This window comes from Maribellus maritimus (assembly GCF_022267315.1).
Classification (GTDB): domain Bacteria; phylum Bacteroidota; class Bacteroidia; order Bacteroidales; family Prolixibacteraceae; genus Draconibacterium; species Draconibacterium maritimum.
Map to the genome: position 1 here is coordinate 1 of NZ_JAIKLE010000136.1, position 1,263 is coordinate 1,263.

A 1,263-nucleotide genomic window follows, 5' to 3' on the forward strand; every position below is an offset into this window, starting at 1 on the left:
AATAGAAATGCAACCCGAAACCATAATGTCAATAACCGGAAACAAACACTACCTAAAAATTTTCAATGCGGCATTTTGTATTTAAAATGGTATTATTTTTACGCTTATATGATTTTTTATTGGCAACGTGCTGTTTCTTGTTGTGGTCCTGGTCGATAATATCTTCAAGTAGGTTTTTTATTTGGACATCAACTTCACTGATTTGTTTTTGTATATGCAAATAGGTTTCCCATTCCTGTTTGAGGGCAAACAGATAATCTTTTCTTCCATTATATTGTAATGCCCTATTTCTTTTTCAGGGTTACGGCAATTGTAATGCCGGTATTTAGCGAGTTCTATACCCTTGGTTTCACCTTTAATAAATGCATTTATGATTTTGGTTCCGGTTAAACCAACGATGTCGTTTACAACAACATCCAACCTCATATTCATTAGCCTGAGGTATTTCTGGACTTTCAAAACTGTTTGCCCGGTTTGTCTTATCAGGTTTTGCCTGTGCCTTGAATAAGTTCTGATTATTTCAGTGGTACTGTCAGGAAGGAAGCTATGGCTCAATAAACCTAAACAATGTAGCTTTTGTATCCATTGGCAATCTTTTATGTCTGTTTTTTCCCTTTCACGTTTTTAGTTTGTTTCCCATTAACCAGTATCACTTCAAAACCTTCTGCTGTTAATGCACTAAACAAAGTTTGCCAATAAGTACCAGTACTTTCCATCGCAATTGAGGTGATACCATTTTTAGATAACCATCGGCAGAGTTCCTGATGGTCTTCACTATAAACACCAAATTCCCTAATGTCCTGGGCATCCTGTCCAATGGCAACCCAGTGGCTTTTGCTTCCTACGTCAATCCCTGCTGCATCAGGGTTGACTACTTCTAAACTCATTTGTTTCTTTCCCATATCTTAAATGTTTAAAATGTTAAAAAGCTCCTGGGATGTAACTCTTTAACTTTGAAAATATTCCGATCGGGATTCCGTCAACAGACGGATCGCCATTAAACTCTAACCCAAGTCAGTAAAGAAATATCACTGACTTTTTACATCCTAACCTTGATTGCGCTCGGGTTTAATAAACACCATTGCTTAAACCGGCCTTAACTCGGAGCTCAATGCTAAGATAACCCGTTAGCACAAAAACTCAACTGTTTTACAACCAGTAGGAGGAATGTCTAGTCCTAGAATACGGCTACAGGTTAAACATTGTATTAAGCAACATCATTAAACACCGTATTTGGTGTTTTATACCTTAAAGATAGATGAA

General features: G+C 37.1%; 2 protein-coding genes. Both read right to left on the reverse strand.

The genetic code is table 11. The features are described 5' to 3' along the window. Positions 1-177: 177 nt before the first annotated feature. On the reverse strand, positions 178-555 hold the full coding sequence (locus K5G00_RS29350; protein WP_238770183.1) for a hypothetical protein: 378 nt from the start codon (positions 553-555) through the stop codon (positions 178-180). 41 nt (positions 556-596) lie between these two features. After that, complete coding sequence (locus K5G00_RS29355) at positions 597-902, reverse strand: IS110 family transposase (protein WP_238770185.1); 306 nt, start codon at positions 900-902, stop codon at positions 597-599. Between the last annotated feature and the right edge of the window lie 361 nt (positions 903-1,263).

Coding starts and splice junctions, on each gene's coding strand:
- K5G00_RS29355 (WP_238770185.1), bottom strand. CDS start 902: ATGGGAAAGAAACAAATGAGTTTAGAAGTAGTCAACCCTGATGCAGCA.